This window comes from Mesorhizobium sp. M5C.F.Cr.IN.023.01.1.1 (assembly GCF_003997585.1).
GTDB classification, from domain to species: domain Bacteria; phylum Pseudomonadota; class Alphaproteobacteria; order Rhizobiales; family Rhizobiaceae; genus Mesorhizobium; species Mesorhizobium wenxiniae.
In genome coordinates this window covers 1-26,191 of sequence record NZ_RZSU01000054.1, presented here as the reverse complement: position 1 = coordinate 26,191, position 26,191 = coordinate 1, and the positions used below count along the sequence as shown (strand labels likewise).

Genomic DNA, 26,191 nt, shown 5'->3' with positions numbered 1-26,191 from the left:
AGAGAGGATGTTCAGGCTCGCGCATATTTCCGATATCCATCTGGGACCGCTTCCCGGTGTAACCTATCGCGATCTCGCCTCCAAGCGCGTGGTCGGTTACGTCAATTGGCAGCGCAACCGCCGCCGCCACATGCGCGATGCCGTCATCGACACGATCCTCGCCGATATCAAGGCGAGCGCACCGGATCACCTTGCTGTCACCGGCGATCTGGTCAATCTGGCGCTCGATGGCGAGATCGAGATGGGCAAGCACTGGCTGGAGACGCTGGGTCCTCCCGATGATGTGTCGGTCGTTCCAGGAAACCACGACGCCTATGTGCCTGGCGCCTTCGACAAGGCCTGCCGGTCATGGACGGCTTGGATGACCGGCGACGGCGTCAATACGCCTATCGACCGCGACGCTTTTCCGTATCTGCGCGTGCGTCGCAACGTCGCGCTGATCGGTGTGACGACGGCGCGGGCCACGGCTCCGTTCATGGCCAACGGCTTCTTTCTGGAAGACCAGGCGGAAAGGCTGCGCGAAGTGCTCGATGCTACGGCCAAGCGCGGACTGTTCCGGGTGATCATGATCCACCACCCGCCAGTGCGCGGCGCCGTTTCGCAGCCCAAGCGGCTGTTCGGCATTGCCCGCTTCCACAAGGTCGTTCAGCGGCACGGGGCCGAGCTTGTGCTGCACGGCCATTCGCATGAGCCGACGCTGTTCTCCATCAATGGGCGCGGCGCCAAAATTCCAGTGGTCGGCGTCGCCGCCGCAGGGCAGGCGCCAGGCGGCAGGCGTCCGGCGGCGCAATATAATCTGTTGGAGATCGATGGCGAAAAGGACAATTGGCGGATCAGGCTGACGCGACGTGGCCTGACCGGGCCGGCCATCCCGCCTTCCGATCTGGAGATTCTGGAGCTTGGCGCGGACGCTATGGCCTAGAGCCTATTCCATGCCGATGGAATCGGGATGGACTCGATCTTCTTGTTTGACCATGATTTATCCCGAAAACCGGAATTCCAGTGTTCGCTACGCGGACCTTCGGTTCAGGATCATGGTCTAAAGCTCAGTCCCATCGCAACAAGGCGGTCCCAGAACAACACGATCGATACAGCCAGCCCGACCAGGGCGCCGGCGGCGATCAAGCCAAGACCGGAGAGAAAGGCCGACCAACCCTTGCCGCGCGGCACGGATCGCAGTGGCGGCTCGGCTTCCGGGACCAAGGCACGTTTCAGGCCGGCGACGGCCTGCTCGATCCCGCCTTCCATCATTCGCTGGCGTTCGACGACGCGCTCCGCGACGTAGCGCGTCACCTGATCGGCAACCGGTTTCATTTCGGTTGATTCGGCGAGCACCACCCGGCCGATGCGTGTGTCCTTGAGGAAGCGATAGGTGCGGCGGTCGCGCCCCATGGCGACATGGCTGACGGCGTCGATCCATAGGCGCGGCTGCAGCCCGGACGAGACGGCGAAGTCGAAATTGTCCATGTCGGCGGGCACGTCGGCGAAGATGGGCGCGAGTTCGGCGGCAAGCAAATCGAGCCGCATGCGATGCGCCTCGCGCATATCGACTACGACGTCGTCGCGATCGGCGAAGGCGTTTTTCACGTCACGTATGGCGTCGGACAGTTTTCGCGACTGATCGATCTGGGTGATGTTCTCGCCTGCATCCTTCATCGGCGTTGCCTCGCGGGTTTGGTTAACACCGAATTAACACAGCCGTTGGCAAAATGCACTTGCGAGATCGATAAGCCTTTAAGCGGCTTACCAGACAAAACCCAGCCCGAACCCGCGCCATCAGTCTTTGGCAGGCAGGGATCGATTCGCCGCGGCGGCGGATTTTGGACGAAGCGGCCTGCTGCGGCGTTTCATGTTGCGGCGGACGATCTCGGCGATCAGGCCGGGCGCTTCCTCGACCAGCATATGGCCGGCCTCCAACACGTGGTGCAGGTGGAAATGCGCCGGCAGACCATCGGCCTGTGTGAAGGGCAGCACAGCGTCATCTATCCCCCAAACCACCATCACCGGCATATCAAGTGTTTCGAGCCGTTCGCGCGGGATGACGCCCTGCCGATCACCCCTGGTCATAGAGGCCGCGATCTCGACAAGTTTCTGCAACTGGCCGGGACGCGCACGCATTTCGCCAAGCATATCCACGATGCGGTCCGAGGGCAGGCTTTGCGGTCCGGACATGGCGGCGAGGCAGGCGCGAATTTCACTCTTGCCGGCAGCGGCCGCGTAACGGCGCAACAGCGGCCCGTCGATCTCAGTCCCAAAACCGCCCGGCGCCAGAAGCGTCAGCGAGGCTATCCTTTCGGGCTCGGCCAATGCCATCAGCACTGCCGCCGCCCCGCCCATCGAATGGCCGACGAGATGCACCCTCCTAATTCTGCGTGCGGCGAGGTCTGCAAGAACGGCTCGAGCGGCCGCCTTGGCCGGACCGCCACCCGGGAAGTCGAGGGATAGCCCATGGCCCGGAAGATCATAGGCCAGCGTCCGTGAACCAAGTGCCAGTGTCGAAATCACCTCCTGCCAGTCGCCGTGACAACCGCCGAAGCCATGCAGGAAGACAACCGTCTTCGGGCCGGCGCCCCGTTCGGCAGCGTAAAGGGATGAAATCATGAATTTATGGTTTTATTGAAAAATCAAACAGGACGCGAGATTCCAGATTGTGGCTCGACTGCGCCTTGTCCAAGCCGATGGCCAGTAAATTTCCGCGATCAGCCGTGCGTTAGAAGCGCTAGCTGGCATTGCCGAGCCCGGCGGCACGCAAGGCCTCGACCAGCCGGTCGATCAGATCGGCGGGGTATCTCCGCTCGACAAAGGTTGCGCGCGGATCTGCAGTGAATTTCGGAAATTTGACAGTCATCTCGTCCGCGAGTTCGTTCGCCAGTTGATTGCGGCCGGTTGCCTTCGCGCCGATCAGCCGCGCAGCCAGATAGTGCGATTTGGTCGGCGTCGCTTGCAACGCATCACTGGCAAGCGCGGCCTTATTCATATCGCCCGCCATGAACTGCCCGACGAAAAGCCCGTAGTCCCACCAGGTCGGATGGGCGCTGGAAGTTTCGGCGGCGTGAGCTAGGATCGGTGTACCCTCCCTATACCTGCCGGCAAAAATCAGCCCATAGGCGTAAGCTGCCGCCATGCTGAGGTCGTAAGGGTTGAGTTCGTAGGCCTTGTGCATCCAGCGGATCGATTCCTCCGAATTGCCGAGGCGGGAATTGAGATAGCCATAGGCACGGTGGGCATAGGGACTGGTCGGCCCCATCTGCACGGCGCGACGGGCAAGCGACATCGCCTGTTCGATCGTTGCGCCGGCCGGATAGGCGTAGTGATCTGTGGCCGCCTCGAGATGCAGGGTCGCAAGCTCCGAATAGACGAGTGACGATTTCGCATCCCGGTTGATCAGGTTTTCGAGACAGCGATAGGCAGCCTCATGGGTTTTGGCGCCCTGGTCGAGATAGTACTTGTCGTTGAGCAGCAGACATTCCGTCAGGCCGGTCTGAAGGCCGCTCTGTTCGATGTAGTTGTAGATCGTGCCAGAGGCGGGAACGGCCGAACTCAAAATGCCGGCGACACTATCCTCGACGGTGGAGGGTGTGCTGTCGGCGGCAGTCAAGTTGCGTGACAGCAGGACCCGTCCGGTCGCCACGCTTTGAAGCTCCAGAGTGACATCGCCCGCCGTTGGTCCCGGCAAGACATCGAATACGAAGCTGATTGCATCGGTGACCGGATCGGGCGGGCCGTCGGCGTCCCGACCGATGAAGTTGACCGTATCGAAGCCGCTGAGGCCGGCGCGCAGCGATGCCGCGACGCGGGCAGCCTCGGCGCTGTTGGTTTTCACCGCAATGTAGACGAGCGGAAGGGTTTCAATCGGAGCCCATGGCGCAATGCTGCCGGTTGCCACCGCGTTTTCGATCGTCGGCGCGGCATCGCTTCCCGCCAGCAATGCGCCGCTTCCTTGGCGAAGGATCAGCACGCCCAGCATGGCGATGACCAGAGCGATCGCCAACCAGAAGAACTGGAGATGGCGCAGCAGCGACGGCGCCGGCTCGCGAACGACAGGGGACATCAACGATACGGCAGGTGCGGCCATGCGGGGTTCTTCGAGCGACCCCGACAAGGTGGCAGCCGCCTCGGTGTGTTCCTTCGGCGCCGGCTCGGCCGGCAGGCGGATCGCGTTGAGTTCATAGGATGGAACATAGCCGCCACGCGGAATGGCGATGCGGATCGGCTCGGCAACGCCCTCATTGGCGAAGTAATGCTGCAGAAGCTCGCGCAGCCTGCCCGCCTGCACCCGGACCACGGCGTCGGTCGACGGATCGAAATCGCCGTCCTTGCCGAAAACATCCATCGCGATGGAAAAGCCCTTGAGCTTGTCGGCTTCGCCTGCCTGCTCGCGCTCAACCAGATAGCGAAGCAGCTTACGCGCTCGTTCGGATCTCCCGAACGTTTCGCTGGCTAGCAATCGCTCCAACGTCTCGCGCACTGCGGGGGCGGCAGGCGTGGCATGCTGCAAGTGTCGATCCTTTCGAAGTCGGCACAGGTTGAGACGCAATCATATAGAGCCTGCACTGCCATACAAGCATGCATCCATTATGCGATCGCGTACCCCACCGGATAATTTCCCGGTGGTTAATGGCGCGAAAGGCCAGAGCAAGAAGATACCATGTGGGTTCATCTTGCTCCAGCGCTGTTAGCTTTCGACGGCTTTGTCTAGTCGACCTTTCGGCCGACAATGCGATTGGCGGCGGAAACCACGGCTTCCAGCGAAGCGGCCACGATGTTGGTGTTGATGCCGGCGCCGAACAGCTTGCCGCCGGGATGCTCCATCTCGACATAGGAGATGGCCGAGGCATTCGAGCCGCGCTGCAGGGAGTGCTCCGAATAGTCGAGCACCGACATCGGCACGCCGACATGGCGCGACAACGCGTCGACAAAGCCGTCGATCGGGCCGGTTCCGGAGCCGGATATCGTCACCTCCTTGCCCCTGTCGAGGATGACCGCCTCCACCGCACGGCGGCCCTTGGTCTCAATGTCCGGATAGGTATGGTGGTCGAGGAACTTCAGCCGCGCGCCGGGCTGATCGACATAGGTGTCGAGAAAGCGCTCGTAGATGCGCTTGGCCGGCACCTCCTTGCCTTCGGCGTCGGTGATCGCCTGAATCGCTTGACTGAACTCGATCTGCAGGTTGCGTGGCAGGTTGAGGCCGTAGTCCGCCTGCAGCACGTAGGCGATGCCGCCCTTGCCGGACTGCGAGTTGATGCGGATGATCGCCTCGTAATTGCGCCCGACATCGGCGGGATCGATCGGCAGATAAGGCACTTCCCAGTACGGCGTGTTGGCCTTGCGCAACGCCTTCATGCCCTTGTTGATGGCATCCTGGTGCGAGCCGGAAAAGGCCGTATAGACGAGCTCGCCGACATAGGGATGGCGCTCGGGGATCTTCAACTGGTTCGAATATTCATAGACGTCCTTCATCCGATTGATGTCGGAGCAGTCGAGCTCGGGATCGACGCCTTGCGTGTACATGTTGAGCGCCAGCGTGACGATGTCGACATTGCCGGTGCGCTCGCCATTGCCGAACAGCGTGCCTTCGACGCGGTCCGCGCCCGCCATCAGACCGAGTTCGGTGGTGGCAACGCCGGTGCCGCGGTCGTTGTGCGGATGCAACGAAATGAGCAGGTTCTCGCGGCTGTCGAGATTGCGGCACATCCATTCGATGCGATCGGCATAGATGTTGGGTGTCGACATCTCGACCGTGGACGGCAGGTTGATGATCAGCTTGTTTTCCGCCGTCGGCTTCACGATTTCGGTGACGGCGTTGCAGATTTCCAGCGCCACTTCGAGCTCGGTGCCGGTAAAGCTCTCCGGCGAATATTCAAAACGATAACCGCCGCCGGCCTTCGCCGCCATGTCGGTGATCATCTTGGCCGCATCGGTGGCGATCCGCCTGATGCCGGCAACGTCCTTCTCGAAGACGACGCGGCGCTGCAATTCGCTGGTCGAATTATAGAAATGCACGATCGGGTTGGTGGCGCCCTGCAGCGCCTCGAAGGTGCGGGTGATCAGTTCCGGCCGGCACTGCACCAGTACCTGCAGCGAGACATCGGCTGAGACTTTGCCCTCTTCGATACACCAGCGGGCGAAATCGAAATCGGTCTGCGAGGCCGACGGGAAGCCGATCTCGATCTCTTTGAAGCCCATGTCGAGGAGCAGGGCGAACATGCGCGCCTTGCGCTCGTGGCCCATCGGGTCGATCAGCGCCTGGTTGCCGTCGCGCAGGTCGACCGAGCACCAGATCGGCGCCTTGTCGATGACCTTCGAAGGCCAAATGCGGTCGGTGAGACCGACCGTCGGGTAAGGTTGGTATTTCCGGGCTGCCTCCGGCATGCCCCGGGCTGCCTCCGGCATGCCCCGGGCATCCTTGGCCATCTCCCCGCTGTCTGCGCGGACCTCTTCTCGTGCGTTCATTGTCGTCTCTCCCGGCGGCTCGCGGGATCCGCCTTCAGGCGGATTTGGTGCCGAGCGGCGCCTTTACCAGATGTTCATTCGCTTGATGTGACTTGCCAATTTTGAGACTGGCCAAGGAGCATGCGCGTGAGCGGCGGATCGACCGCCGGGCGCTCCTTCAGCGAACCCGGCGATCGCCGATAAGGCCGAGAAGCAGCAGAGCGGAAGCAAGCGCGCGCACGGTCTCGCCAGCAAAGCCGGTCTGACGGGAAGCGACGGAGGTGGCGCGGTTGATCATGGCGGTTTTCATACAGGAGCAGCCAAAGAGAGGCAAGTGGGGCGGAACGACTGGCGTTTCCTATACCTTCCGGACGCATTCCTGAGCGACTAGGCTGGTCCTTCAGCGGCCGCGAGACGGTCCATTTATGTGACAGCGCTACAGGTCTTTCTGCAGCCGCAGACTACTCCCTCAGACTTCGCGCCACCAGCCGTGCCACGCTCGGTCCGACCAGCAGCACGACGAGGAAGCGGGCCGATTGCAGCGCCATGACGAAAGAGATGTCGACGTGCTGTGCGGCGGCGGCGATGATGGCGACGCTGTCCATGCCGCCGGGGCTGGTCGCCAGATAGGCGGTCAGCGGATCGATGCCGAGCACATGACTGATCATGAAGCCGAGACCGCCGCAGAAGGCGATGAGGATGATGATCGAACCGACGATCTGCGGCAGCGCCCGCGTCGCGTGCTGCAGAATTGCCCTGGTGAAATTCAGGCCGATGGTCCAGCCGATCATCGTATAGCCGAGGGCAAGCAGCCAAGGCGGCAACTGCATCGGCACGCCTAGTCCGAGATGCACAGCAGTGCCGAAAATGAAGGTGCCGAGGAAGAACGGTGACGGCAGCCTGAGCAGCTTTCCGATGAGGCTGCCGACGAGCGCCACGCCAAGTGTCCCGGCAAAGGCTGTTGGATCGATCGGCGGGAACCAGATGACGGCCGGGACCTCGATGCCTGATGTGTCGACCCACATCTTTGCAACAAGTGCGGCAGTCACCGAGACGAAGATGACGCGCAGATATTGCATGAAGGCGACGAGGCGCTGGTCGGCGCCGAAGGCGCCTGCCATCAGCACCATGGCGGTGGCCGCGCCCGGCGATGAGCCCCAGACGGCAGTGGTGCCGGGCAGGATACGCCAGCGGCTGATCAGCCAGCCAAGCAGGCTGGACGCCGCAACGGTCGCCACCACGGTGCCGAGGAACAGCGGCCATTCCTTGTAGAAGACCGGAAAGATGTCAGGGGAGATCGAAGCGGCGACAAGGCAGCCAACGATCGCCTGGGCGGCGCCGAACAAAGGGCGCGGCACGCGCACCGTGGCGCCGTTTGTGCCGGCCAGGATCGCCGCCAGCATCGGTCCGATCAGCAGCGCTGCCGGCAAGGCGCCGAATTCAAGCGCGCCGGCAAACAGGATCGAGAAGATCAGCAGTGCCAGCCACTGCCAGACTTTGGGCACACGCGCCATGCGTTCGACGGTCGGCTGGTCTGGCAGGGAATCCATTTTTTCGGTCTTAGCCCCGAAGCGGGGAGATGCGAACCCCCGCGGCGGTGAAAAATGCGTCAGCCGGTTTTGACAGCCGGCAGGCCGAAGCCGCCTACGGGCCGGGTCTCGACCTGGAATTCGAAGCCGGCGATGATCGGCCGCGCCTTCGCAATCGCCGCCTGGACTTCCGGCAATTGCAGCGAAGCCTTGTGGCTTGCCTGGTCGGTCCACACCTCGGTCACCCAGATCGCGTCGGCATCGGCCGGATCGGTGGCGATGATGTAGCTCAGGCAGCCAGGCATGGCGCCGGTGCTGGCAAGCAGGACATCCATCATTGCGTCGCGCTGGCCGCGCGTCGCCCGCATCTTGCCGATCAGACCGTACATTGCCGTTTTCTCCGTTGGCTTCCGCGGCAAGTATGCAGGTCGCCGCTCACGGCATCAACTGGCCACCATTCACCTCGATCACCTGGCCGGTGATGTAACCGCTCAACAGAGCGGACGAGAGGAACAGATAGGCGCCGACGCAGTCCTCGGGCGTGCCGGCGCGGCCCTGAGGAATGGTGGCCACCATGCCCTTCATCTGCTCCTCGGTGGAATAGCGCTCGTGGAAAGGCGTCGCGATGGTGCCCGGCGCCACCGCGTTGACGCGGATGTTGAAGCCGATCAGTTCCTTGGCCATGCCGCGGGTCACATTGGAGACGAAGGCCTTGGCCGAGCCATAAAGGCCGGCGCCGCCGCCGGCGCCATTGCGCGCCGCGATCGACGAGGTGTTGACGATGAAGCCGCCCTGGCGCTTCAGCCATGGCATCGCTTTGCGCGAGGCAGTCAGCACGGAGCGGGCATTGAGGTCCATCACCGCGTCGTAATGCGCCTCGGTCTGCTCGGCATAGGGTACGCGCCCAAGCATGCCGCCGGCATTGTTGACCAGGCCATCGAGCCGGCCGAAGTGTTGCGCGCTGTCCTCGACGACACGCTCGACATCGGCGGAGATCGAGAAATCGCCCTGGATCAGGAATATCTCGCCGCCTCCGTTGCGGATGGTCCCGGCCAGGTTTTCGGCAGCCGCGCGACTGGAATTGTAATGCAGCGCGACGCGGCATTTCTGCGCGGCGTAGGCCAGTGCAAGTGCCGCCCCGATGCCGGTCGAAGCGCCGGTGACCAGCACTGCCTTGCCGGCGAGATCGGGGATGACCAGGGTGGGGGTGACAAGGGTGGTTGTGGTTGCTGGCACGTCTATTCCTCCGGGACTCTCCCACCCTTCGTAGGGCCTCGCCGCCCTCATGTTCAAGTCAGTAGAGGTTCAGGGCCGCAAATAGGCGTAGCCCTGGCGCTGCAATTCGGCGAGCTTGACGACGCCGCCGGTCTCGGCGGCATGGAAGCCATCGAGCAAATCGGTGAGCGCAATATCCATGCCGTGCATGGTGTTGGCGCAAGCATGCGGGGTCTCGCGGACCAGGCCGGAAAAACGGCTGGAAATGGCAGCTGACGCGCTCTTCGAGTTGAAAGCGGCGAGTGCCGGGCCATGCACGACCAGCACGATCTCGACCTTGCCGCCAGTGCCCTCATAATGGTTCTTGATATTGCCCAAAATGAACCCGACCTTGTCGAGGTCGCTGAGGTGATAGGCGACCTTCTGCCTTTCCTCTTCCACGGCCGCTGCCTTGACCGGGCGCAGCCCGAAAAAACCGGCGGCTCCGGCAAGGCTTAAGCGGAAAATATCGCGGCGTCGCATCATGTCGTTCTCCAGAATGCCGTCCTCGCAAATTGCGTGGCTTCGGCCTCGATCCTAGCATAAGTTGAAGTCACGTCCTGTCGGGCGAGGAGGGGCAGATGACATCGAATACCATTGTGGGCGCCGGACTTGGTGTCGCCTTGCTTGCCGCTGTTACCGGCACCGCCCTTGCCGACGATACGCCTAAGCTCACCGAACTCAGCCCGGACGGCAAGGATGCCTGTTTCGGGCGTATCTATGATGCCGCGCATCTCAAGGTACGTCCGAACCAGAAGGTGGGACGGATTTTCTTCTACTACGGCAGCGATCCGGTCAGCCATCCGAACGAGGAGCCGAGCAGCGGTCCGTCCGCCTACAACGGCTTCATGGCGACGACGGTGCGCGGCGCCAAGAAACCCGAGTGGGTTGGCGGTTGGTGCGGCAAGGATGATCCGCAGTCGAGCGAGATTCATTGCGGCATGGAATGCGACCGCACCATGGCCTTACTGAACGTAGATGAAAAAGGCCGGTTGATCGTCTCCGGCGTGCATCGCGACCTTTATCTCGATGCCGGCGCCGAGGATGAACTGGGTGAAAAGGAATACGCCAAGCAGGCACTCGGCACAGAAGACGACGGCTTTCGGCTCGACCGTATGCCGGCGCAGACCTGCAAGGCCGAATTCGCGCGCATCGATCCGGTCGATCCGGCGCTGGGAGCACCGCTGCGTGAGCGGCTCAAACCGGACCAGCCGTTCTGCTACGGGCGCGACTACGATGCCGCGCACCTCGGCTCGCATCCCGATCAGCTTACCCACACCATCAGGGTTTTCCGGGGCCCGATCGAGCTGGCCTCCTTCGCCAAGGACGGCGATCCGGCAAGCTGGCCTAGCGGCGCCGACATAGCTGTTTCCGTCACCACGCGCCGGAATGCCGCCGAGGTCACGCAGAGCTACAGTTGTGACGGCGAAGCGGACCAGTGGCGCTGTGTCGCGAGCGGAAAGACGAGCGACTTTTCCTGCGACATCGCAGCCAAGGAGATTTATCTGCGCCGCGGCGCCAACGGCACGATGATGCTGGCCAACCCCAACAGCAGCCTGCCGATCATCGACCTATGCTCGAAGACGGCCGAAGGCGAGACCGCATCCGACGACAAGGTCTACCGGCTGGAGCCGATGCCGCAATCCGCCTGCACGCCTTGAGAAGTTTTGAGGGCCTACAGAACCGCCTCACGCGAACGGCACTGCCGTCGTGCCCTTGGGCAGCTTTGCCTCGTCGTCGGGCTCGACATGAATGGTGACGCGCACCGAGGGGATCTCGGCCTTCAGCGCATCCTCGATCCGGTCGCAAATGACGTGGCTGGCGCCCACCGACATGTCGGCATCGACGACCAGGTGGAACTCGATGAAGGTGGCGCGGCCGGCAATGCGCGTCTTGAGATCGTGGACTTCCATTGCGCCCTTGCAATTGGCCGAAATGACGTCGCGGATGTGCATGTGCTCCTGCGTGTCGACGGCGCGATCCATCAGCCCGTCCATCGAAGAGCCGATGACGTGCCAGCCCTGCCACAGGATGTTCAGCGCAACGATAACGGCAAGAGCGGGATCAAGGACTTGCCAGCCGGTGAGCACGGCGCCGACCAGACCAATGAACACGCCGACCGAGGTCGCCACGTCGGTCATGATGTGCCTGCCGTCGGCGACCAGTGCCGGCGACTTCTCGGCACGGCCGGCACGGATCAGCGTCAAGGCCCAGAAGGCGTTGATCACCGTCGCGACGCCGTTGATGGCAAGGCCGGCCCAGGGCTGTTCGAGCGGAACGGGATGCTGCAAGGACCACCACACTTCGTTGAGGATCAGAAGGGCTGCCAGCACGATCAGCACGCCTTCCAGAACAGCCGAGAAATACTCGGCCTTGTGATGACCGAAAGGATGATCCAGGTCGGCCGGCTTGTAGCTGACCTGGATCGCCCAATAGGCGGCGGCCGAGGCAATGACGTTGACGATCGATTCCAGTGCGTCCGAATACAGCGCCACGGAACCGGTGACGTGCCAGGCCGCCAGCTTCAGGCCGAGCACGACGAAAGCGACGATGATCGACCAGAACGCGAGGCTGGCGACCTTGCGCCTGGCGGCGGTTTTCGGATCGATTGCGGACATTGATTGCTTCCGGCCGCCGAAACCGGAGCTAAGCCGCCTTTTCCTTGGCCTTGCGCGGCAGATGCGCAACGATGTTTTCGATGATGCGCATGCCGGCATTGTGGCCGAGCGTCATGATCGATTCCGGGTGGAACTGCACCGCAGCGATCGGCTCCTTGCTGTGCTCGAAGGCCATGATAACGCCTTCTTCCGTCTCGGCCGTGACGACGAAACCATCGGGCAACCGCACCGGATCGGCGAAGATCGAGTGATAGCGGCCGACCGTCACCTCCTTGGGCAGGCCGGAAAAGATGATGCCCGGCTTCGACACGCGGATGCGTGACGGTTTGCCATGCATTGGCACGTGCAACTGCCGCAGCTCTCCGCCATAGGCCTCGGCCAGCGCCTGCAGGCCGAGGCAGACGCCGAAGATCGGCAGGTCGCGCGCGCGGGCCCGTTTGATGGTGGCGGCGCAGTCGAAGTCCTTCGGTGTGCCGGGACCGGGCGACAGCACGACCAGATTTGGCTTTAGCCGGTCGAAGACCTCGTCCGGCACAGGTGTGCGCACGGTCGAGACATTGGCGCCGGTCTGGCGAAAATAGTTGGCCAGCGTGTGGACGAAGGAGTCCTCGTGGTCGACCAGCAGGATGTTGACGCCGTCGCCGACGCGCGCGGTGGCGCGTTCGGTGTCGGCGGCATTGCCTGACTTGGCGTCGCGGATGGCGGAGATCATGGCGGATGCCTTCAGTTCGGTTTCGGCTTCTTCTTCCTCGGGAATGCTGTCGAAGAGCAGCGTGGCGCCGGCGCGCACCTCGGCGATGCCGTCCTTGATGCGGATGGTGCGAAGCGTCATGCCGGTATTCATGTCACCGTTGAAATTGACCATGCCGATCGCCCCGCCATACCAGGCGCGCGGGCTCTTCTCGTTCTGCTCGATGAAGCGCATAGCCCATAATTTCGGCGCGCCGGTGACGGTGACCGCCCAGGCATGCGACAAGAACGCGTCGAAGGCGTCCATGCCTTCGCGCAGCCGCCCCTCTATGTGATCGACGGTGTGGATCAGCCGCGAATACATCTCGATCTGACGGCGGCCGATGACGCGCACGGAGCCCGGGTCGCAGACCCTCGACTTGTCGTTGCGATCGACGTCCGAGCACATGGTCAGCTCGGATTCGTCCTTCTTCGAATTGAGCAGCTTCAGGATCTGCTCCGAGTCGGAAATGGCGTCGCCGCCGCGCTTGATCGTGCCCGAGATCGGGCAGGTCTCGACGCGGCGGCCGTTGACGCGCACGAACATTTCGGGAGAGGCGCCGATCAGATATTCGCCTTCGCCGAGATTGATGAAGAAGGAATAGGGCGAGGGGTTAATGGTCTTCAGTTTGCGGGAAATGTCGGAGGGCGGCGTCTCGCAGCGCTCGTAGAACATCTGGCCCGGCACCACCTCGAATAGGTCGCCGCGTTTGAAGCTTTCCATCGCCTTGCGCACCAGATTGGCATATTCGCCGGGCTCATGGTCGCCGCGAGGCGGAATGCGGTCGGCGGTCTTGAACGGCTCGACGATTTCGTTGCGGGGCAATCCCTCCGTCGAAAACTCGTCGGTGGAATAGTCGTAGCGGTCGGTCCAGGCCTTGGTCGAATAGTGGTCGACGACCAGGATCTCGTCTGGCAGGAACAGCACAAGGTCGCGCTGGCTTTGCTGGCGCTCAAGCTTGTAGTCGACCGGATCAAACTGGAAGGCGAGGTCGTAGCCGAAGGCGCCGTAGAGGCCGAGATTGGCGTCTTCCTCCGTCTTGAACAGAGCGGTGATGGCGCGCAACACGGTGAAGACGGAGGGAACGCGGCTGCGTTCTTCTTCAGTGAAGACACGGCCGGGCTTGGCCACGTCGAGGCGGATCAGTCTTTTCGACGTCTCGGCGATCGTCACGTCGTCGAGGCCGCCGAGCGCTTTGCCGATCACCGGTAGAAGCATCTCGCCACGGCTGTTCAGCGCCTCGATGCGCATGGCGCGGCCGCGCGCCGAGATTACCAGCGGCGGGTCGATGATGGCGGTGTCCCAGCGCGTATAGCGGCCGGGATATTCGTAATTCGAGGAAAACACGGCGCCGCGGCGTGAATTCAGCCCGTCGATATAGCCGTCGATCGCGCCTTCGTAAGGCCGGTCATGGCGCTCGCGGGTAATCGTCACGCCACCCGCCGTGACGAAGCGCTCCGCCCCGTTCTCCAGAATTTTCGTCGTCATTGCCGTCTCCATCAGCGTCTTGGCTATATCAGCGTCTTGGGGCGACGGACCCGGGCATGGCTTGAAAAAACAAATGGCCGCCCGGACATTCCGTTGCGGCCACCTTCTATTTTCACGCGCACGCGTTCGAACAGGCCGCTGTCAGCGAGCCCACCACCAAACGGTCTTGATCGAGCGCATGTTCATGGCGATTCCAATAGCGGCGATTGAACGGCCACGCAACTGGATTCAATGAAGCGCTTGGCGAAAGGCATAGGCCCTCAGTCCTCCAGCGTCCCCGTCCTGGCATCGGCGCTCTTCCTGTCGCCGACCAGCTTCAGCAGATCTTCGCCGGCACGGATAATGCGGCGGGAGCGCCGTGTCAGGATGATGCCTGCCTGCGGCGCGAACACCTGCGTGCGGCCGCCAGGTTCACCCGGCGCATGGACGATGGTGGCGAGCAGTGCGCCTTTAGCCACACGGTCGCCGGGCTTCACCTCGTAAAGGACCGCGCCCGCTCGGGGCGCCGGCATCATGTCGATGTTTTCGAGCGGTGCGACAATGCCGGTGAAAGACTTAGGCCCGGCAAAGCTGCCGGACGTGGGCAGCGTCTGATCCAGGATCACGCCGCGCGCCACCAGCAGCCGATAGAGCCCATCGGCATCGGAGCCGGCCAGAGCGCCATCGACATCAAGTCTGCCGCGATACTCGACCGTGGTGGCGACGCGGCGGTCTAACCGCGCCACCTCTGCAGGGACGTTCAGATACGGTATGATCGAGGCGCCTTCGAAGGTGCCGTCGGTGTCCTCATTCCATAGGATCACCGCATCGACGCCCATGGTCACCGCACAATCCGCCATCGCCGGCCACAGGCTGGCGTTGACATAGAGGTAGGCGAGGCCCTCGTCGTCGCAGTGCAGATCGAGCACGATGTCGTGGCCGATCGACAGTTGCAGCAACCGGGCCTTAAGCCGCTGATCGGCCGTGCCAAGCGTGGTGTCCGACAACAGCATCATGTCCGGCGCGGCCAGCAGCGGAAAGCCGCGGTTGAAGTTGGTGCGCGTGCCCAAGTGAAAACGGCCCTGGTGCTCGCCGAAATGATACTGGGCGCGGCCGATGGGATTGGCTTGGGGCACGACGGTGATATTGCCTTTGATGCGGCCTTCCGCTTCGGCTTTTCCGAGCATCGGCATCAGCGCGTCGATGGCGACGACACCCGGCAGTTCGCCGGCATGCAGAGCCGCCTGCAGATAGGCTGAGGGTGCTGACTTGTCACTGCCGTCAAAGCGGAACCCTTCGAAGCGGAACACTGGGAATTCGTAGGAAACGCCCTCGCTGTCGCCGGCGATGCGCTCGACCGATTTCTGCATGATATTCCTCCAGGAAAGAGGCCGAACACATGCCCTTTCGCCGATACGCTGTCGATTGGTCCAGCTTTTCGCGCTATAGGCGCAAGACTCTACTCGGCCGGCTCCCGAAGGGGCGCGGTGGACACTACTGGTTCCAAACGCCTGCCCGGCCTATGCCAGCGGCTTCAATTCCCCGGCAATGGTGGGCAGAAGTTCCGAGACGTTGGGGTGGATGTGCATGGCGCGCGCGAGCGTGCTGACCGGCGCCTTGGCGTACATCAGATCGAGCACGCAGTGTATCGCCTCGTCGCCGCCGGGGCCGAGCACCGAACAGCCGAGGATTTCCTTGGTGTCGGCGTCGACCAGGATCCTCATAAAACCTTGCGTCTCGCCTTTCTCGACGGCGCGGCCGACGCGGGTCATCGGCCGCTGGCCGACCAGCGCGCGACGCCCGGACTTTCTTACCGCTGTCTCCGTCATGCCGCAGCGGCCGAGCGGCGGATCGGTATAGAGCGCATAGGCCTCTATGCGGTCGCTCACCTTGCGCGGATCGTTGTCGAGCAGATTGGCGGCGACGATCTCGTAGTCATTGTAGGAGGTGTGGGTGAAGGCGCCCTTGCCGTTGCAGTCGCCCATCGCCCAGATGCCGGGCACGCTGGTACGCAGCTGATCGTCGACGACGATAAAGCCGCGTTTGTCGACCTCGACGCCGGCCTTGTCGAGTCCGAGATCGTCGGTGTTGGGCGTCCGGCCGACTGCCAGCAGCACATGCGAGCCGATCGCCGGCGCCTTGCCAGCGGAGAAGCACACGGCAATGTCGCTGCCCTTTCTGGCGAAGCTGATGTCGTCGGCGCCGAGATGGACCGTGATGTCTTCGTTTTCGAAGATCGACAGGATGGCGGCCGAGACGTCCTCGTCCTCGCGGCCGATCAGCCGCGGGTTCTTTTCAATCACGGTGACCTGCGAACCGAAACGGCGGAACATCTGCGCGAACTCGAGCGAGACGTAGCTGCCGCCGACGACGACGAGATGGCGCGGCAGCACGTCGAGATTCATCATCGATGAATTGGTCAGGTACGAAATGTCGTCGACGCCTGGCAGGTCGGGCACCGAGGCCCGGCCGCCGGTGTTGAGGAATATTTTTTCGGCGGTCAGAAGATCATCGCCGACGCGCACGGTATTGGCGGATACGAAGCGCGCATGGCCGCGATAAAGCGTGCATTTGTCCATGCCGGCAATCCAGCTCTCGAGATTGTCGCGGGCGTCGTTAGACACCTTGTCCTTACGCGCCTTGATCACCTTGTAGTCGACGCCGACCGGACCGGAGAGTGTCACGCCGTAGTCGGCGGCGCGGCGGGCGAGATGCGCGGCATAGGCGCTGGCCACCATGGCCTTGGTCGGCATGCAGCCGGTGTTGACGCAGGTGCCGCCGACCAGCTTTCGCTCGATCAGCGCCACGCTCATGCCGGCCGCCGTCAGCCGGCCGGCGAGCGGCGGGCCGGCCTGCCCGGCGCCGATGATGATGGCGTCGAATCTCTTTGCCGTCATGCCACCGCCGCCACGATCAGCAGGCCACCGATGATCGCCACCGCGTCCTCGATAAGGGCGGCTGGCAGGTCCTTGCCGAAGGCGATCGCCAGGCGTTTGCGCAGCTCGGCGCCGCCCAGTGTGCCGATCACCGCGCCGATGGCGCCGGCGATCAGGCCGCCGATGGTAGCGCCGCCAGTCGCGCCGATCACTGCGCCGGTGAAGGCGCCCATGACGATGCGTGCGCCGAACTGCTGTGGGACCTTGCGGCTCGGCGTCGACGGCAACTGGTCGGTGACGAGCTCGACGACGGCCAAGATGGTGAAGATGCCGACGGTGATCCAATGGCCCATGAAACCAGCCCAGGTGCCGGCGACCGGCAGCCAGCCGAGGCAGGCGCCCCAGGCGACGGCGGCGGGCGCAGTCATGGCGCGAAGGCCGGCAACGACGCCGATCAGAAGTGCAAGGATGTACAGCATGATTGATCCCCCCTCGATCACACGGCCTGGGATGGCCCAGCCGGGGCAGGCTAGCATAGGATCGGCATTTGACCAGAGGCCTGCGTATCTCTGCGTTACCCGATTTATGGACTGTGCTTTGACACCACGTTGAAACAGCAGGGTAAGACAGGAGGGCATTGCCTTGAACGGAAGCGAGCGCATAAAAATGGCCGCGGGCGAGTGGTATACTTGCCTCGACTCAGAGCTGGAGGCGCTGCGCATCCTCGCTCGCGACGCGGTGTTCGAACACAACAGCTTGTCGCCCCGGCAACGTGGCGACGTCGGACCTGCCTTGAAGTCGCTGCTCGGCGCTGCGGGCGAGCGCGCCCGGATCGAAGCGCCGTTCCACTGCGCCTACGGCTTCAACATCTTTCTCGGCGACGGCGTCTTCCTCAATGCCGGCTGCATCATCCTCGATACGGCGCCAGTCCGCATCGGCAAGGGAACGCTACTCGGCCCCAACGTGCAGATCTACTGCGCCGAGCATCACAATGAGGCAGCGGGGCGACAGGCCGGGCTGGAGATCGCCAAGCCGGTCGAGATCGGCGACAATGCCTGGATCGGCGGCAGTGCGGTCATCCTCGCTGGGATCAGCATCGGCGCCGGCGCTATTGTCGGAGCGGGTGCTGTGGTGACGCGCGATGTGCCGCCAAACACCACGGTTGTGGGCAACCCGGCGCGGCCGGTCATGCGCGGCTGAGCATCCTTTGCTCCAGCTGGATCAGCGAAGCGGCGAGATAAGCACGATCATTTGGCAGGAGGTGGATGCAATCGCGTATCGAGCGCAAAGGCCTCCTGGTATTTCATTTCATAGGCACCCTTCGCCACGCTCGCGTCGAAGATCAGATTCCAGCTATACTGGGACACCGCGCTCGGAATCACCACGAAGCGATGTCGTTTGAGAAGATCATCGCCGAAGGCCTGCTGCCCAGAGCTCGGGATGCCCGGACGCAGCCAGTTAGCGTTCGGAACGGCGGCGGGGTCGACGACATGCACATCCGTGACATCGCTGATTATCGCGGCCGTCATCACATGCGCGATCGTGTCGAGCGCCCTAAAACCCTTATGGACTGCAACTTCGAGAATCGCAGTCGAAGGATCGATTGAGCAGTAGACTGCGCGCACGCCCCTGCTGTTCCATCGTCCGCCGACCCTGTATGCGCCCTCGCCAGTGTCCCATGTAGGCGCGAACGCAGCCTGATCGAGACGCCAGCCAATGAGGTCGGAGCCGCCAAGCGCCGCCGGCAGCGGCGTCATGCATAAACGCCATATTCAAGTCGCTCGAGATAGTCTTCTACAAGCTCGACACCAGCCGGGGTTGCCAGAAGATCGATTGGACGGCGCTGGTCGAGCCCGATCGCCGGGCGCTCCAGCCATTGCTCCGCTTCCGCCTGTGAACCGAACACGTCGGTCGCTTTCGACAGGATCTCCGCGAATTTCCAGGTTCGTCCGCTCTGGTCCTGGCTGAGAGGCTTGGAAGGGGCATCCTTCCGGCGCTGGTAGGTGCGCAAGCTCATGCCGACGGCCTTCTCGAGCGAATCAGTCTTCTGGATGAACATGAGCTGCCCAATGAGATGATCCAGCGCCGAACCTGGCAGGCCGTGCACAAGCAGCTCATGGGCGTCCAATGCGCTCCGGAGGTGCCGCGATAGGATGCGGGTGCCGCCGAGCAATCTGGCCACCTTCTGCAGTTCATTGTTTTTTGCTGCTGGGGCAGCATTATCCGACGCCATCGCCATGGCTCGCCGCTCGCGTCATCTGTCGCTTTGATATATGACAGATGACGCTAAGCCTTTCAAGGACGGTAGGATCGAGCGCAGGGGAATGATGGCAGCGCCGACATCGACATGAGTTGGCGCTATTTTACCACGTGCCCCCCTGAGCGTTCTTCGAGAATTCGCGCCGGTACTGCACCGGTGACGTTCTGAGCCGCGCCGCGAAGTGCTGGCGCAGCGACGTGGCGCTACCGAACCCGGCCTCGAAGGCAACCGTGTCCATCGATTTTTCCGTTGCTTCCAGCAGCCGCTGCGCCAGTGCGACGCGCTGATCGATCAGCCAGTCGCCGAAACTGGTGCCGATCGTCTTCTGGAAGCGGCGCGTGAACGTCCGGCGGGTGAGACCGGCGGCGTCGGCGACGCTGTCCAGACTGTGCAGATCGCCCAGCGTTTTGCGCACCGTGTCGAGGGCCTGTGTGAAGCGATCCGCGTTGCCGGTCCTGGCGATGGGGCGTTCTATGAACTGCGCCTGCCCACCTTGCCGATGGGGAGAAAGCACGATCTGCCGGGCAAGTCGAAGAGCCGCCTCGGCGCCGTAGCGGGCTCGCACGATGTGGAGACAGCAGTCAAGCCCGGCGGCGACGCCGGCAGATGTCATGACATCGCCATTGTCGATGTAGAGCACCTCCGGATCGACGATCATGTCGGGATAAAGCGCCTGCAGCTGCTCGGTATAGGCCCAGTGCGTCGCGGCTCGCCGCCCCGAAAGCAGTCCGGTCGCCGCAACAGCGAAGGTGCCGAGGCACAGTCCGACAATCAATGCGCCGTTGCGGTGCGCTCGCAGCAGCGCCTCTACCAGAAACGCAGGTGGGGGATTTTCGAGATCTCGCCAGCTTGGGACGATGACGATGTCCGCGCCATCGAGGCTGCCAAGCCCTTGCGGCGCAGTCACGGTCAATCCAGCTACGGTATGGATAGGCCCGCTTTCGATCGCACAGATGCGGAAGTCGAAGCGCGGCAGGCCGAGCGCGGCGCGGTCTTCGCCGAATACAAGGCACGGCACGGAAAGGTGGAACGGACTGATGCCATCGAAGGCGATGGCGGCAACGATCGGATCGGCCATGCTGAGCACCAATAAGGGTTGGATCCGATTTGTCCCAATTCTTTTGAATAATGTCAATTGGGACACTTTTTGCAATCCGGCAGCAGGCCTATCGTCGACCAATCAAAGCCAAACGGGAAAGGAAAACTCAGTGTCTGAACCAATCAAAGGCAAGGCGCCACGCCGCGCCCTCATCGTCGTCGACATCCAGAACGACTATGATGGCGGCAACCTCGCCATCCAATATCCGCCGTTTCGCGACAGCGTCGTCAACGCAGCACGAGCGATGGACGCCGCCGCCGAGGCAGGCGTCAAGGTCGTGGTCATCAAGCAGCTGGCGCCTGAAACGTCGCCGATTTTCGCCAAAGGCAGCCACGGCGCCGAATTGCATCCTGAGATATCAAGGCGAAGCCGCGATCATTACGTCGAAAAGACCTTGCCGAGCGCCTTCACCGGTACGGACCTCGAGGACTGGTTGCGCGCCAACGCCATCGATACGATAACCGTCGTTGGCTACATGACGCATAATTGCGATCTCTCGACCGTTATCCACGCAGTCCATATGGGTTTTGCGGTGGAATTCCTGTCCGACGCCACCGGCTCGGTGCCCTATGCCAACAGCGCCGGCTATGCTTCGGCCGAGGACATCCACCGCGTGGTGACTATTATCCTGCAGTCGCGCTTCGCTGCCGTTCTCAGGACCGCCGAATGGATCGACTGTCTGAAGACCGGCACGCTGCCCGAACGCGACACGATCCACGCTTCCAACCAGCGCGCGCTGGCACGGAACGCCGCTTAAAAGTCTGTCGTCGGATAAGCAAAAGGCGCCGCAGCGATGCGGCGCCTTTATCATTCCGGCCTTCAAAATCTCAGAACAGACCTTCGATCTGGCCCATTTCGTTCAGGAAGATCTTCTCCGAGGACGGCGCCTTGGGCAAGCCGGGCATGGTCATGACCTCGCCGCAGATGACGACGATGAAGCCGGCGCCGGCAGACAGCCTGACCTCGCGCACCGGCACGGTGTGGCCGGTCGGCGCGCCGCGCAGGTTCGGGTCGGTCGAGAACGAGTACTGCGTCTTGGCCATGCAGACCGGCAGGTGTCCGTAGCCGGCGTGCTCCCAGGCGTGGAGCTGGTCGCGCACCGACTTGTCGGCGATCGCTTCGGAACCGCGATAGATGCGCTGTACGATGGTGTTGATCTTCTCGAACAGCGGCATCGCGTCGGGATAGAGCGGCGCAAACTGCGAGGAGCCGGATTCGGCCAGCGCCACCACCTTGTTGGCGAGTTCCTCGATGCCGGCCGAGCCGTGGGCCCAGTGCTTGCACAGGATCGCCTCTTCGCCCATCGAGGCGACGTAGTCCTTCATCGCCCTGATTTCAGCGTCGGTGTCGGAGTAGAAATGGTTGATGGCGACCACGGCCGGCACGCCGAACTGCCTGATATTCTCGATGTGACGGCCGAGATTGGCGCAGCCCTTCTTGACCGCCTCGACGTTTTCCTTGCCGAGGTCTTCCTTCTTGACGCCGCCGTTCATCTTCATGGCTCGCACGGTGGCGACGATAACCGTGGCCGCCGGCTTCAGGCCGGCCTTGCGGCACTTGATGTCGAAGAACTTTTCCGCACCGAGATCGGCGCCAAAACCGGCTTCGGTGACGACATAATCGGCGAGCTTCAGCGCCGTCGTGGTGGCGACGACCGAGTTGCAGCCATGCGCGATGTTGGCGAAGGGGCCGCCATGGACGAAGGCCGGGTTGTTCTCCAGCGTCTGCACGAGGTTGGGCTGCATGGCGTCCTTGAGCAACACGGCCATGGCGCCGTCGGCCTTGAGGTCGCGGGCGTAGACGGCCGACTTGTCTCGGCGATAGGCGACGATGATGTCGCCGAGGCGCTTTTCCAGGTCCTTCAGGTCGGTGGCAAGGCACAGGATCGCCATCACTTCCGAGGCGACGGTGATGTCGAAGCCGCCCTCGCGCGGAAAGCCGTTGGCGACGCCGCCGAGCGAGCAGATCATCTCGCGCAGTGCGCGGTCGTTCATGTCCATGACGCGGCGCCAGACGACGCGGCGGATGTCGATGCCGAGCTCGTTGCCCCAGTAGATATGGTTGTCGATCAGCGCCGAAAGCAGATTATGCGCCGTGGTGATGGCATGGAAATCGCCGGTGAAGTGGAGGTTCATATCCTCCATCGGCACGACCTGCGCATAGCCGCCGCCGGCAGCACCGCCCTTGACGCCGAAATTCGGCCCGAGCGAGGCCTCTCGGATACAGACGATGGCCTTCTTGCCAATGCGGTTGAGACCGTCACCGAGGCCCACCGTCGTCGTCGTCTTGCCTTCGCCGGCCGGCGTTGGGTTGATGGCGGTAACGAGGATCAACCTGCCGTCCTTGTTTGTCTTCACCGACTTGATGAACTCGGCCGAGATCTTCGCCTTGTCGTGGCCGTAAGGCAAAAGGTGCTCGCTTGGAATGCCGATCTTCTGGCCGATGGCCTGGATCTGCTTCTTGTCGGCGGCGCGCGCGATCTCGATGTCGGACTTCACTTCTGCCATGGCGGCTTTCCTCTGGATTGGACGGTGGAGGGGACGGGTTTGATCAGTGTGGTCGCAAGCCTGTTCGAAACAGCCTGGCACTTCAGGCGAGGGCACGTTCTAACCCTGTCGCTGCCGTGGCGTCAACTTGCATGCAACTATGTTTCCTCTAGAGAAAGACAGCTCTCTGTTTCCCGGTCGACCTGTCCCGGATCTTCGCGCCCGGTTGTCGCGCCGTATAAAAGCCAGAGCACGCGCCGTCCTGCCGTCTTAAAACAGCCGCGGAATGCACGGAATGCGACAGGTTCGAGCCCCGGTCGGCGCTCCAACGGTTGCGTTAGAATGCGCCGATCTGGTGCATGAGCCCCAAGCCGTCAAGCTGGCCGAAATGTTCGACTATGATGCCGTTCTCAACGCGATCGATGTGAATCACACCAACCGACACGCATTTTCCGCTCGGTTCGACACCATGGAAGACGCCGGTGTGCGTGCCCTGAAAGCGGCCGCGCGTGACCACCTTGTCGGCATCGCTGACATAATCGTCAATGACGTGATGTCCGTCCGGGAAACCGACAAAGAACTCGGTCAGCGATTTGCGCCAGTCATCGAAGCCGATCGGGTTGGCGCTGCCGAGATGAACGGCCAGATCTGGAGAGACCAGACTGGCCAGTTTGTCCCAGTCTTGCGTGTCGACCGTGGCGTAGAAATTTCGAGCAACTTCCCGGATATCCATCTCGTGTCCTCGCTGGCCGCCCAGCGGTTGAACGACGACGAGGCAGTCAGGTTCCGCTCTCCGCGACATGCGGCCGAGCTATTGCCTCGACAAGTGCCGATTTCGACCAGGGACAGCGGTGATTTCAGGCCAGGACGTCTTTCACCATTCGGCCCTTCACCGATCCAGAACGGACCTGACCTCGACGAGGTTCGATCGCACCCTAAGCACATAGAAACCCATCGTGGTGAGGTGGGTGGGCATGATCCAGCCATCCTCGCGGCCGTTCGAGATTATCAAAGGCTGGATGGCGAGCGCCGCCTTGAGCTGGCCTTCCACGCTGTTCCAAAGTGGTGTGAGGCCGCGATTGTCGAGGATCTGCTGGAAGTCGTGATGCGCCGCCGTCAGGATGCCGTAATAGCCGTAGAGCTGGCCGTAGGCGAACCAGAAGCGGTCGTCAGCCCGCGTGTCGAACCAGCCGCTGTTGAAATTCTGCGAACGGTCGCGGATCAGGTCCGACGTCGAGCCTATGTCACTCGCGATCCGGTCGACGAACTGCAACAGATTGTCGGCGCGCGCGTTGAAGACAACCTCGCATTTCATGAGCCGGTCGTTGAAGGCACGAAGGCTGCTCGCCGCCGTGCGATAGAAACTTGGCGTCGGGGTTTTCGGACCAAAGGGCCTGAGGCCGAAATACCAGGTTTCCTCGTCGAAGGTGATCGCGCCGCGCGCATCCTGCAGGTTCTGATCTATCTGGCTGGTGCCGCGGACGCGGCCCAGCGTGTCGACAAGCTCGACAGCGGTGCGCCGGATGGCCTGATTGATCCCGCGCTGGAAGGAGGCCTTGTTGTCGAGAAACGGCGTGCGGTCCCAGTCCATGCCGAAGAACCCGAGCTTGTAGAGTATCATCGACGAGATCCAGGCGTTCTCGTTGACGTTGAAATCGATGAGATCGGCCGCGACCTGGACAATGGCCGAGTTGGTGCAGGTCTTGACCTCTCCCTCGACACCGGCGGTTTCTCCGGTGGCGGAAGGAGCGGGCTGCGCCGGGGCGGTTCCGGCCGGCTGCGTGAAATTATATGCCTCCGCATACGCGGGATTGAAATTGCTCCAGACCTGCGTGTTCCAGATGAAGTAGCCGTAGAGGCCGATCAGCATGAGCAGCGCGAGGCCGAGCACCGCCTTCAGGATCCAGCCGCGCTGCGTATACCAGTGTCCGGCCCACATGAACGGCCACAGGATCACGCCGACGGCGAAGCCGATGCCGCGGCCGATCCACTGGAAAATCCGTGTGAAGAAATTCACGATCGGATCAAGCATGGCGATGTCACCCCCTCGTCAGTCAGCCGGTCATTCAATCGGTAAGGCCGTAGAGGCGTGTGCGAAACGCCACCTTGTCTTTCAGATATGTGGTTTTCAGAACGTCCACAACATGTGATCTCCAGGCGTCGCTGAAGCCGTCATAGTCCCTGTAGAATCCCGGTTTGTTGAAGACGTAGCGAGAGACGAAGTCCTGCGGCACGAAATCCGAGATCAGCTGGTTGGTCAGCCAGGCGTCGGGATAGCCGGGCTTGGCCCGGATCACCAGGAAGCGCTGCTGCGGGAACACGTCTTCGATTTTTAGATAGCCAAGGTGAGCGATCTCGCGCTTGGCGGCGTTGAGGAAGGGAAAATTGCCGTCCCTGGTGATCAGGTCGGCATGGCCGTGGATCCAGGTCTGCAGCCAGACCTTGTCGACGCCGGTCAGATTACGGTCGGGCTCGACGTCGCGGATCAGCGCGCGCACCACCATTTCGGCGCGATGTTCGAGATAGCCTGACGTTTCGATCCATGAGGCGCGCGGCAGTTCGATGCGGCCGGTTGCGGCAAGAAACTTGAACACCCGGTCGGCATCATTGATCGAGAGGTAGCTCACTTGCCACGGTCGCGAGCGACGGAAGCCTGGGGCTGCCGGGTCGCTGATCACCGTCGTCATGTCCGGGTCGATGAACACATAGAGCCCGCCGAAATGGCTGGTCCAATAGGCGCTGTGACGAAAGATCACCTGATCCGGCACCAGCGCGTTCTCGCGGATGTCGCCGCAGATCTTGGCCAGCTCCACCATGCGGGTGAGCATGGCGTTGTCGCGCCAGGCGTCCGGCTCCTGCTTCAGCTGGTCGACGAGCTTGCCGAGTTCGGCGGCCTTGCCGAGCACGTCTTCCGCCGACAGCACCTTGAACTCGACCTGGTTGATCGACAGCAGATCCTCGATGTCGTCGACCTTGGGGACCGAATCCTCGATCTCGCCGTAGATGACATCCTTGATGGTCAGCGCGTCGATGGCGCGCTGGTTCGTCGACATGAACTCGAACATCAGTTGCGAGGTGTTGGAAAAGGCAGTGTGGACCACCGGCAGGTCGATCTGCGACGGCGTCAGGATGATGAAACGGCGGTTGATCTCGTTGGGATCTAGGTAGTTGTAGTCGCCGCATTCCTCGGCCACCTGCGGCGAGAAGCCGGTGCGGTCGATCTCGAAACTCTTCAGCTTCGTCGGCTTCAGGCCGAAGGCGACCAAAGCCTTGTTGTAGCGCTGGATGAGATGCGGCTCGTCGATGGTCAGCAGCCGACCATAGATCAGCTCGTTCTCGCGCAGCAGATCGGATTTCCTGGCGGGGCTCATGCTTCCTTCTCCCCGTTCACGGGGAGAAGGAAGGGACGCCGAGCTCAAGCATTCCACAGGCCCTTCTTC

24 protein-coding genes are annotated in these 26,191 nt (G+C 62.5%); 4 read left to right on the top strand and 20 right to left on the bottom strand.

The annotated features are described in order from the left end of the window. The first annotated feature begins 7 nt into the window (after positions 1 to 7). Complete coding sequence (locus EOA78_RS20960; protein ID WP_127316789.1) at positions 8 to 922, top strand: metallophosphoesterase; 915 nt, start codon at positions 8 to 10, stop codon at positions 920 to 922. Between the two features lie 110 nt (positions 923 to 1,032). Here EOA78_RS20960 and EOA78_RS20955 read toward each other — a convergent pair whose 3' ends face one another. The 8 genes from EOA78_RS20955 to EOA78_RS20915 all read right to left on the bottom strand — a co-directional run bounded on the left by EOA78_RS20955 (position 1,033) and on the right by EOA78_RS20915 (position 9,698). Beyond that, positions 1,033 to 1,656, bottom strand: coding sequence for a hypothetical protein (locus EOA78_RS20955; RefSeq protein ID WP_127316788.1), 624 nt, complete (start codon positions 1,654 to 1,656; stop codon positions 1,033 to 1,035). A gap of 120 nt (positions 1,657 to 1,776) precedes the next feature. Next, positions 1,777 to 2,601, bottom strand: coding sequence for an alpha/beta fold hydrolase (locus EOA78_RS20950; RefSeq protein ID WP_127316787.1), 825 nt, complete (start codon positions 2,599 to 2,601; stop codon positions 1,777 to 1,779). A gap of 118 nt (positions 2,602 to 2,719) precedes the next feature. After that, positions 2,720 to 4,498, bottom strand: a complete 1,779-nt coding sequence (locus EOA78_RS20945) for a hypothetical protein (protein WP_127316786.1) — start codon at positions 4,496 to 4,498, stop codon at positions 2,720 to 2,722. Between the two features lie 197 nt (positions 4,499 to 4,695). Continuing rightward, positions 4,696 to 6,453, bottom strand: a complete 1,758-nt coding sequence (leuA, locus tag EOA78_RS20940) for a 2-isopropylmalate synthase (protein WP_127316785.1) — start codon at positions 6,451 to 6,453, stop codon at positions 4,696 to 4,698. Positions 6,454 to 6,893: 440 nt separating this feature from the next. After that, on the bottom strand, positions 6,894 to 7,982 hold the full coding sequence (locus tag EOA78_RS20930) for an AbrB family transcriptional regulator (RefSeq protein WP_065011902.1): 1,089 nt from the start codon (positions 7,980 to 7,982) through the stop codon (positions 6,894 to 6,896). A gap of 59 nt (positions 7,983 to 8,041) precedes the next feature. Beyond that, complete coding sequence (locus tag EOA78_RS20925) at positions 8,042 to 8,350, bottom strand: putative quinol monooxygenase (protein ID WP_095519231.1); 309 nt, start codon at positions 8,348 to 8,350, stop codon at positions 8,042 to 8,044. A gap of 46 nt (positions 8,351 to 8,396) precedes the next feature. Beyond that, entirely contained in the window at positions 8,397 to 9,197 is an 801-nt protein-coding gene (locus tag EOA78_RS20920; RefSeq protein ID WP_127316784.1) for an SDR family oxidoreductase, read from the bottom strand. Between the two features lie 69 nt (positions 9,198 to 9,266). Next, positions 9,267 to 9,698 (bottom strand): DsrE family protein, encoded by a 432-nt coding sequence (locus EOA78_RS20915; RefSeq protein WP_127316803.1) that lies wholly within the window; start codon positions 9,696 to 9,698, stop codon positions 9,267 to 9,269. A 98-nt stretch (positions 9,699 to 9,796) separates the two neighbouring features. Between EOA78_RS20915 and EOA78_RS20910 the strand changes: the two genes are divergently transcribed. After that, entirely contained in the window at positions 9,797 to 10,876 is a 1,080-nt protein-coding gene (locus EOA78_RS20910) for a hypothetical protein (protein WP_127316783.1), read from the top strand. Positions 10,877 to 10,903: 27 nt separating this feature from the next. Here the strand turns inward: EOA78_RS20910 and EOA78_RS20905 are convergent, their stop codons facing one another. The 5 genes from EOA78_RS20905 to EOA78_RS20885 form a co-directional block, all read right to left on the bottom strand. Further along, on the bottom strand, positions 10,904 to 11,833 hold the full coding sequence (locus tag EOA78_RS20905; protein WP_127316782.1) for a cation diffusion facilitator family transporter: 930 nt from the start codon (positions 11,831 to 11,833) through the stop codon (positions 10,904 to 10,906). Positions 11,834 to 11,861: 28 nt separating this feature from the next. Then, positions 11,862 to 14,051: an anthranilate synthase gene (locus tag EOA78_RS20900; RefSeq protein WP_127316781.1), complete on the bottom strand. Its 2,190-nt coding sequence runs from the start codon at positions 14,049 to 14,051 to the stop codon at positions 11,862 to 11,864. A gap of 260 nt (positions 14,052 to 14,311) precedes the next feature. Further along, positions 14,312 to 15,400, bottom strand: coding sequence for a succinylglutamate desuccinylase/aspartoacylase family protein (locus EOA78_RS20895; RefSeq protein WP_127316780.1), 1,089 nt, complete (start codon positions 15,398 to 15,400; stop codon positions 14,312 to 14,314). A gap of 150 nt (positions 15,401 to 15,550) precedes the next feature. Then, entirely contained in the window at positions 15,551 to 16,927 is a 1,377-nt protein-coding gene (locus EOA78_RS20890; RefSeq protein ID WP_127316779.1) for an FAD-containing oxidoreductase, read from the bottom strand. Then, entirely contained in the window at positions 16,924 to 17,385 is a 462-nt protein-coding gene (locus EOA78_RS20885; protein ID WP_127316778.1) for a DUF4126 domain-containing protein, read from the bottom strand. Before EOA78_RS20885 ends, EOA78_RS20890 begins: the two co-directional genes overlap by 4 nt. 163 nt (positions 17,386 to 17,548) lie before the next feature. On the opposite strand from EOA78_RS20885, the gene EOA78_RS20880 reads away from it, so the two are divergent. After that, positions 17,549 to 18,106 carry a sugar O-acetyltransferase gene (locus EOA78_RS20880; RefSeq protein WP_127316777.1) on the top strand — a complete coding sequence of 186 codons (558 nt, stop codon included), beginning with the start codon at positions 17,549 to 17,551 and terminating at the stop codon, positions 18,104 to 18,106. Between the two features lie 47 nt (positions 18,107 to 18,153). Here EOA78_RS20880 and EOA78_RS20875 read toward each other — a convergent pair whose 3' ends face one another. The 3 genes from EOA78_RS20875 to EOA78_RS20865 form a co-directional block, all read right to left on the bottom strand. Continuing rightward, on the bottom strand, positions 18,154 to 18,663 hold the full coding sequence (locus tag EOA78_RS20875; RefSeq protein WP_127316776.1) for an RES domain-containing protein: 510 nt from the start codon (positions 18,661 to 18,663) through the stop codon (positions 18,154 to 18,156). After that, the gene (locus EOA78_RS20870; RefSeq protein ID WP_127316775.1) at positions 18,660 to 19,145 is read right to left on the bottom strand and encodes an antitoxin Xre/MbcA/ParS toxin-binding domain-containing protein; all 486 of its coding nucleotides are present in this window, start codon (positions 19,143 to 19,145) and stop codon (positions 18,660 to 18,662) included. Before EOA78_RS20870 ends, EOA78_RS20875 begins: the two co-directional genes overlap by 4 nt. A 124-nt stretch (positions 19,146 to 19,269) precedes the next feature. Next, on the bottom strand, positions 19,270 to 20,244 hold the full coding sequence (locus EOA78_RS20865) for a helix-turn-helix domain-containing protein (protein WP_127316774.1): 975 nt from the start codon (positions 20,242 to 20,244) through the stop codon (positions 19,270 to 19,272). Between the two features lie 130 nt (positions 20,245 to 20,374). Here EOA78_RS20865 and EOA78_RS20860 point away from each other — a divergent pair, with 130 nt between their 5' ends. Further along, complete coding sequence (locus EOA78_RS20860; protein WP_127316773.1) at positions 20,375 to 21,022, top strand: cysteine hydrolase family protein; 648 nt, start codon at positions 20,375 to 20,377, stop codon at positions 21,020 to 21,022. Between the two features lie 70 nt (positions 21,023 to 21,092). Here EOA78_RS20860 and EOA78_RS20855 read toward each other — a convergent pair whose 3' ends face one another. The 4 genes from EOA78_RS20855 to EOA78_RS20840 all read right to left on the bottom strand — a co-directional run bounded on the left by EOA78_RS20855 (position 21,093) and on the right by EOA78_RS20840 (position 26,122). After that, a complete protein-coding gene (locus EOA78_RS20855; protein WP_127316772.1) occupies positions 21,093 to 22,772 on the bottom strand; it encodes a formate--tetrahydrofolate ligase in 1,680 nt (559 codons plus the stop codon). A gap of 316 nt (positions 22,773 to 23,088) precedes the next feature. Further along, a complete protein-coding gene (locus tag EOA78_RS20850) occupies positions 23,089 to 23,484 on the bottom strand; it encodes an ester cyclase (RefSeq protein WP_164783858.1) in 396 nt (131 codons plus the stop codon). Positions 23,485 to 23,640: 156 nt separating this feature from the next. Further along, entirely contained in the window at positions 23,641 to 24,783 is a 1,143-nt protein-coding gene (locus EOA78_RS20845) for a DUF2333 family protein (RefSeq protein WP_127316770.1), read from the bottom strand. A 34-nt stretch (positions 24,784 to 24,817) separates the two neighbouring features. Continuing rightward, positions 24,818 to 26,122 (bottom strand): DUF6638 family protein, encoded by a 1,305-nt coding sequence (locus EOA78_RS20840; RefSeq protein WP_127316769.1) that lies wholly within the window; start codon positions 26,120 to 26,122, stop codon positions 24,818 to 24,820. Positions 26,123 to 26,191: the final 69 nt, after the last annotated feature.